This window comes from Rhizobacter sp. P3_B12, from assembly GCF_056402895.1.
The window spans coordinates 1-6,466 of record NZ_JBFUGN010000290.1; the positions used below are offsets into that span (position 1 = coordinate 1).

Annotated in this window: 7 protein-coding genes; 5 read left to right on the top strand and 2 right to left on the bottom strand. The window is 69.1% G+C overall.

The window, feature by feature from the left end; all coding sequences use genetic code 11:
- The 3 genes from AC1D01_RS16265 to AC1D01_RS16275 all read left to right on the top strand — a co-directional run.
- On the top strand, nucleotides 1–649 hold a 649-nt coding region (locus tag AC1D01_RS16265; protein ID WP_477867989.1), incomplete at its 5' end, for a general secretion pathway protein GspB.
- Nucleotides 650–805: 156 nt separating this feature from the next.
- Nucleotides 806–1,039 (top strand): DUF2630 family protein, encoded by a 234-nt coding sequence (locus AC1D01_RS16270; protein WP_477867991.1) that lies wholly within the window; start codon nucleotides 806–808, stop codon nucleotides 1,037–1,039.
- 98 nt (nucleotides 1,040–1,137) lie between these two features.
- Nucleotides 1,138–2,439 (top strand): UDP-N-acetylglucosamine 1-carboxyvinyltransferase, encoded by a 1,302-nt coding sequence (locus AC1D01_RS16275; protein WP_477867993.1) that lies wholly within the window; start codon nucleotides 1,138–1,140, stop codon nucleotides 2,437–2,439.
- 16 nt (nucleotides 2,440–2,455) lie between these two features.
- Here AC1D01_RS16275 and AC1D01_RS16280 read toward each other — a convergent pair whose 3' ends face one another.
- Nucleotides 2,456–2,965 (bottom strand): GyrI-like domain-containing protein, encoded by a 510-nt coding sequence (locus AC1D01_RS16280; protein WP_477867994.1) that lies wholly within the window; start codon nucleotides 2,963–2,965, stop codon nucleotides 2,456–2,458.
- 41 nt (nucleotides 2,966–3,006) lie between these two features.
- Between AC1D01_RS16280 and AC1D01_RS16285 the strand changes: the two genes are divergently transcribed.
- Complete coding sequence (locus tag AC1D01_RS16285; protein ID WP_477867996.1) at nucleotides 3,007–4,146, top strand: hypothetical protein; 1,140 nt, start codon at nucleotides 3,007–3,009, stop codon at nucleotides 4,144–4,146.
- Between the two features lie 6 nt (nucleotides 4,147–4,152).
- Here the strand turns inward: AC1D01_RS16285 and AC1D01_RS16290 are convergent, their stop codons facing one another.
- The gene (locus AC1D01_RS16290) at nucleotides 4,153–5,313 is read right to left on the bottom strand and encodes an imelysin family protein (RefSeq protein ID WP_477867998.1); all 1,161 of its coding nucleotides are present in this window, start codon (nucleotides 5,311–5,313) and stop codon (nucleotides 4,153–4,155) included.
- A gap of 184 nt (nucleotides 5,314–5,497) precedes the next feature.
- Between AC1D01_RS16290 and AC1D01_RS16295 the strand changes: the two genes are divergently transcribed.
- Nucleotides 5,498–6,466 (top strand): acyltransferase family protein (locus tag AC1D01_RS16295; protein WP_477868000.1); only part of this gene is annotated, 969 nt, incomplete at its 3' end.

Sequence of the window (6,466 nt, forward strand, 5' to 3'; positions counted from 1 at the left end):
GTCCTACATCCTCGATGCCTTGCGACGCGCCGATTCCGAGCGCGAGCGCGGCCGCGTGCCCGGGCTGCATGCCCAGACGGCCACCGCCACGGCCGATGACGACGACCTGCCGGACGGCCGCGGCGGCATGCGCTGGGGGTTTGTCGCGTCGCTGCTCGGGCTGGCGCTGATCGTCGTGTTCGCGTGGATGGCGTTCGGACGCGACAAGCCGATCGAGGTGATCGTCTCGGCACCGCCGCCTCCGCAGCCGGTGCCGGCACCGCCTCCCCCGGCGCCCGTCGCGATGGCCCCCGCTCCTGCTGCTGCCCCCGCTCCTGCGCCGATCCCGGAACCGGTCGCGGCGCCAGAGAAGCCGCAGCGCAAGCCCGTGCCCGCGAAGCGGGAACCCGCGCGCACCACCACGCCGGCCGTCGACGAGACGCCGGCCGTGCCTGTGAGCGAGTTGCCGGCCGACGTGCGCCGCGAACTGCCCACGCTGGCCATCAGCGGCGCGACCTACTCGGCGAGCCGCGCGAGCCGCATGCTGATCGTCAACGGCCAGCTCTACCACGAGGGCGACATCATCGCGCCCAACGTGCACCTGGAGCAGATCCGGCTGAAGTCGGCCGTGCTGCGCTACAAGAACTACCGCTACAGCGTCGGCTACTGATTCCGGCGTACGCTGCGCCGCATCCGCCACTGCAGGAGAAAACACCGTGAGACCGCTACTGTTCGACGCGAAGCCGGCCGAGCGCCGGGCCGCTCCCAAGCCGGCCGGCATCCCCTCGGGGGATCGGCCGATGTACTCATCGGACGAGGGGCTGTCATGAGCGACAAATCGATCCTCGATCACATCAGCGCCCTCGTCGACGAAGAACAGCAGCTGCGCGACGGCACGGCCGCGCCCGGCCAGAACGCCGAGCGCATCCGCCACATCGAGCACCAGCTCGACCAGTGCTGGGACCTGCTGCGGCAGCGGCGCGCCAAGCGCGAGTTCGGCGAAGACCCGGCCAGCGCCAAGGTGCGCGACGAGAAAACGGTCGAAGGCTACGAAGGCTGACACCAGGCCCTCGTCACTTCACACAGGCTTCATGCGGCGTTCGACGACGCCGCGGACAGTGCGCCGGTGCCCACCACCGCGCGCCTCGCGCACTGTCCATGTCCCACCTCATCGTCCACGGCGGCCAGCCTCTTGCGGGCCGCCTCGTCCCGTCGGCCAACAAGAACGCGGTGCTGCCGATCCTGTGTGCCACGCTGCTGACGCGGCAGCCGGTGCGCCTGCGCCGCGTGCCCGACATCACCGACGTGCGCAAGATCCTCGACGTGTTCCGCTCGCTCGGCAGCCGCGTCGAGGTCGACTTCAAGACCGGCCTGCTCGACCTGCACCACCGCAGCACGAACTTCGACGAGACCGTGCACCGCCTGCCGCAGGAGATGCGCTCGTCGATCATGCTGGTGCCGCCGCTGCTGGCGCGCTTCGGCGTCGCCCGCATCGAGAGCGACGTGCAGGGCTGCACGCTGGGCGTGCGCGAGATCGATCCGCACGTCGAGGTGCTGCAGCGCTTCGGCGCGCGCGTCGAGCGCCGGCCTGATGCGCTGATCGTGCGCAGCGACGGCCCGCTGCGCGCGGCCGACCACTGGCTCGACTACGCGTCGGTCACCACCACCGAGAACTTCGTGCTGTGCGCGGCGCTCGCCGAAGGCAGCGCGACGCTGATGAACGCGGCCTCCGAGCCGCACGTGCAGGAGTTCTGCGAGTTCATGCGCCAGCTCGGCGCGCGCATCGAGGGCTGCGGCACCTCGCGGCTGACGATCCACGGCGTCGACGCGCTCGGCGGCACCGACTACAGCTTCGCCGACGACTTCCACGAGGTGGTGACCTTCCTCGCGCTCGGCGCGATCACCGGCGGCGACGTGCGCGTGCGCAACACCGCGGCGCACCAGTTCCCGCTGATCGACCGCACGTTCGCGAAGCTGGGCGTGCAGGTGCGGCACGAGGGCGGCTGGTCGCGCACCGTCGTCGACGGCCCGCTGCGCGTGGCCGAGCCGTTCACGCAGAACATGCTGCCGAAGATCGAGGCTGCGCCCTGGCCCTACCTGCCGGTCGACCTGCTGCCGATCTTCATCGCGCTCGGCACGCGCGCGCAGGGCAGCGTGATGTTCTGGAACAAGGTCTACGACGGCGCGCTCGGCTGGACCTCGGAGCTGTCGAAGTTCGGCGCGCACGCGTTCCAGTCCGACCCGCACCGCATCGTCACCTTCGGCGGCAAGCCGCTGTCGCCGGCCGAGGTCGAGAGCCCGTACATCATCCGCGTCGCGATCGCGCTGCTGATGCTGGCGGCCAGCATCCCCGGCCGCTCGGTGATCCGCAATGCCGGGCCGATCCGGCGCGCGCACCCGCAGTTCGTCGAGAACCTGTGCGCGCTCGGGGCGCGGATCGAGTGGGAATCCGGCGATTGAGCGCGGGGCGACGGATTCAGCGCGGCTCGGCAGCGAACACCAGGTCGGTGCGCCACTTCGACATGTCGGGCTCGGTGTCGGGCCCGTCGAGGTAGAACTCGTAGCGTCCGTCCCACGCCTCGGCGCTGCTGCCGCGCGCCTGCTTGCGCCACGCCACCTGGTGCTGCTGGCCCCACGCGAGCAGGTAGGCGGTGGCCGGCATCAGCTCCTCGGGATGGCCGGTGTGGCGCATCGTCACGTAGCTGCCGGCAGCCACGGTGCCCGATTGCACCCGCGCATCGCCCGTGGCCGGCTTGCCGACGAGGGTGCCGACGTCGATCTCCATCCGACCGTTCATGTCGATCACGTTGTAGCGGAAGAACAGCGGGCCGGCCGGCGGCACGTCGTGCGCCTGCAGCCACTCGAACAGCTGCGGGATCAGCGGCACCACCTTCGACTCGATCTCGCCCATCCGCACGTCGGTGCGGATGAACATGCAGGGCTGCTCGGCGCGCTGCTCGAAGCGCGGGGTCGTGAGGGTCGTCATGTGYGGCTCCTGACGGCGGTTCGTCAACCAGAGGCTGGATATTGAACCAACTGACCCCGTTGTCAAATGTCATTGAACGATCCACCCGGGGAGGGTTACTCACGCACATCTTCAACACCACTCTGTCGATCATGCTGCCACGACTCGCCACTTCGGGAACCTCTTCGCCTCGCAGAACGCCTGAGACGACAGGTCTGCCCGCACAGAATGAGCGGCAGTTCGGTCCGCAGCGGCAAAGTGCACGCGACACGTGTTCCGAACACCTCACACGCCCGGAGCTTTCATTGGAAGAATGGCCTGCGGAGATCGAATCTCCCTCCGATCGGGCCAGCATGGCGGAGTTCCGGTTGCAAAGCCCGGGTTCCAACTTCGAGTTCGTGACGGAGCCCACCACCTCCAGGTTGAAGCTCGCCGTCGTTGACGGAAGCATCAAGACTGATCCCGAACAGTTGATGAGCTATGCCGCGACTGCGGAAGCGGCCGGACTTGCATCAAAAGCCGAAGCGGTGTGGCAATTTCTTCTGTTCGACGAGCCCCAGGCAACGACTGCGGCTCTCGAGGGCGACGTGCCCGATTCGCTGCTCTCGGTGATCCAGCATTTCATCGAGCACGATCCAGACGCATTCCACGGCAGGTGCGACATCCGGGCTGCACTCACCCTGTTCGACAAGGAACCTGGCCGAACCCGCATCGCCGACGTGGCAAACGACGTCAGGCATCGAATGCTGGCGATTGATGAACCCGAAAGACCTCAGCTGGAGACGATGATCCGGGCAACGCAATTTCTTGGTGGCTTCCCAGATCGCTTTGACAAGATCATCTCGGCCGCCCCGATTGACGCCTGCAGAATGGCTTGCATGCTCTGGATCTTCGAGCACCCCAACTGGAAGGCCGCCTGCAACGGGGCAATCGGGGAAATCATCAAGCGTCAAGCCTCGTTGACTCCGAAGGATCTCGAGCACCTCAAGGAACCCACCAGTTCGCGGCAGGTCGAACTGATCACCAAGGTCGCGACCATGATCAATAAAGTTCCATCGACCGTTCTCCAGGAGGACATCGTTGGATTGAGGCGCAGTATTGGACTTGCCCAAACCAATGAGTTCAACGGTGAGCTGCTTGGGCAGCTGAGGTCGCAACTGGATCAGTGGTCACCACCCGACTCGCATCTCAACGCAAGCTGAGCCGCGTCAATCCCCGTCCGCATCGGTGAACTCGATCGTCACCTTCCACGCCGTCGCGATCGGCGGGTCGATCACCGCGCGCAGCGCGACCAGCGCCTTCACCGGTGCGGCGATGCGCGCCGGCGTCCAGGTGGCGGCATCGACCGGCAGCGCCGCGATGGATTGCCGCACCGCGGTCACCGCGCGCCGCAGCGCCGGCCCGTGCGGCTTCGCGAGGCCCTGCTCGGCCAGCACGTCGTCCAGCCCCCAGCGCGGCCCGCCCTGGGTGTAGGCGAGGCCCGGCGTCTGCCCGAGCAGCAGCTGTGCGACGCCATCGACATGCGCCAGCAGGAACTCGCGCGTGTGCTTCGTGCGCATGCTGTCGAAGTTCTCCAGCGCGTCGCGCTGCCCCGGCACCTGCAGCGCCTGCGCGCGGGCCGCCTTCTCGAGCTTCTTGCCGCGCAGCAGCTCGACACTGCCGACCAGCAGGTTCAGGATCAGCTTCKTCGCCGCCGGCACGTCGGGCGGCGTCGCCGAGCGCCAGCGGTCGGCCTCGGTGCGCCAGCCGGCCAGCAGCAGGCCCACCTCCTCCTTCAGCGCCATCGCGATGCGCAGCGTGTAGCGGCACAGCGCCGGGCTGCGCAGCACCGGCGCCTGCGGCTCGGTGCCGGCCGGGAACAGCAGCCACTCCAGCGCCGGCAGGCCCCGCACCGCCGTGCCCCAGCGCTCCATCGCGTCGCTCGCCGCCGGGCCGGTCATCGGCGCGGTCGCGGTGACGGTGGCCGCCTGCTGGATCACCTTCGGCCGGGTCGGCCAGAAATCGATCGCCTTCGAGCTGCGCCGCGCGAGCGTCGGCCCCATCTGCAGCGCCTCCAGGCGGCGCCAGCTGAGCATCGCCTGCAGCCACAGCGCCTGGCTCTCCTTCAGCTGGGCCGGCGTCGGCTGGCCGCCGGCCGCCATCGCCGCCTCGAGCACCGCCACCAGAGCGGCCGCACTGCGGTCGAGCGCCTCGTAGGCCGGCACCGCCCACTGGTCGTGCAGCATCTGCATCCAGGTGACGAACGGGTCGGTGGCCGCGCGGGCCCCCGCCGGCGCGGCTGACAGCGCGGCGATCGACGCCAGCCGCAACAGCACCGCACGGCGCGCCGGGATGGCGCGGGGCGAGCGGTGAACCGGGCGCGGAAGCATCGGCAGATTATGGACAAAGTCACACTTCGCGCGTGTCTTTTCCCCTCGGGCACCGCCCCCCTGCCCGAGGGACGCCCCCCTGCCCGGGTGGTGTTTTCTGCCAGATGCCTATGGTGCAATGCGACGCCTTTTCCCTCGGCGGGACGCTCCCGGACCCCGCCGAACTGCCCGCACCCGACCCCGCATGACCCGACCCGACGCCACCGCCACCCCCGCCTCGTTGCCCCCGCGCAACCTGACGGTCGACGGCCTGCGCGGCGTCGCGGCGATGCTGGTGGTGCTGTACCACCTCTACCTCAACACCGAGACGCTGCTGCGCCCCTTCACGCCCGACTGGCTGCACGCGCTGATCGGCAGCTTCGGCGCCACCGGCGTCAACGTGTTCTTCGTGCTGAGCGGCTTCGTGATCTCGATGAGCCTGCGCGATGCGCCGCTGTCGGGCCGCTACGTCGCGATGTTCGCGCTGCGCCGCTCGGTGCGGCTCGATCCGCCGTACTGGGCCACCATCGTGCTGTGCATCGCGATGGCCAAGCTGTCGGCGCTGCTGTTCGCCGAACTCGCCGGCYGCGGCCAGTTCTCCGCCGCGCAGATCGCCTCGCACCTGTTCTACCTGCAGGACATCCTCGGCTACGGCAGCATCTCGGCGGTGTTCTGGACGCTGTGCATCGAGCTGCAGTTCTACCTCGTGCTGGTGCTGGTGCTGACCGCCGCGCACGACCCGGCACAGCCGCGCAGCCGCCCGATCCTCGCGATCGCCGCGCTGACCGCGTTGTCGCTGGTGCTGGCGGTCGGCCAGATCAAGCTGCCGGTCGACGGCCTGTTCGTGCGCTACTGGCACATGTTCGGGCTGGGCGCACTGACCTGCTGGTGCGTGTTCGGCGACCTGTCGTGGCGCTGGTGGTGGGCGCTGGTCGGCATCGAGCTCGCCGTGGTGTTCGGCAGCGCACCGTCGCTGCCCCACCTCGCGCCGGTGCTGGCCGCCCTCGTGATCGTGCTGTCCCGGCGCTGGGTGGCGGCACGCGGCTGGCTGAGCGGCACCGTCCACCAGTTCCTCGGCAAGCTGTCGTACAGCCTGTACCTGATGCACCCGATCGTCGGCTGGAGCACGATCTCGGTGCTGAAGAAGCTGTTCGGCGACCACCCGTCCGTGCCA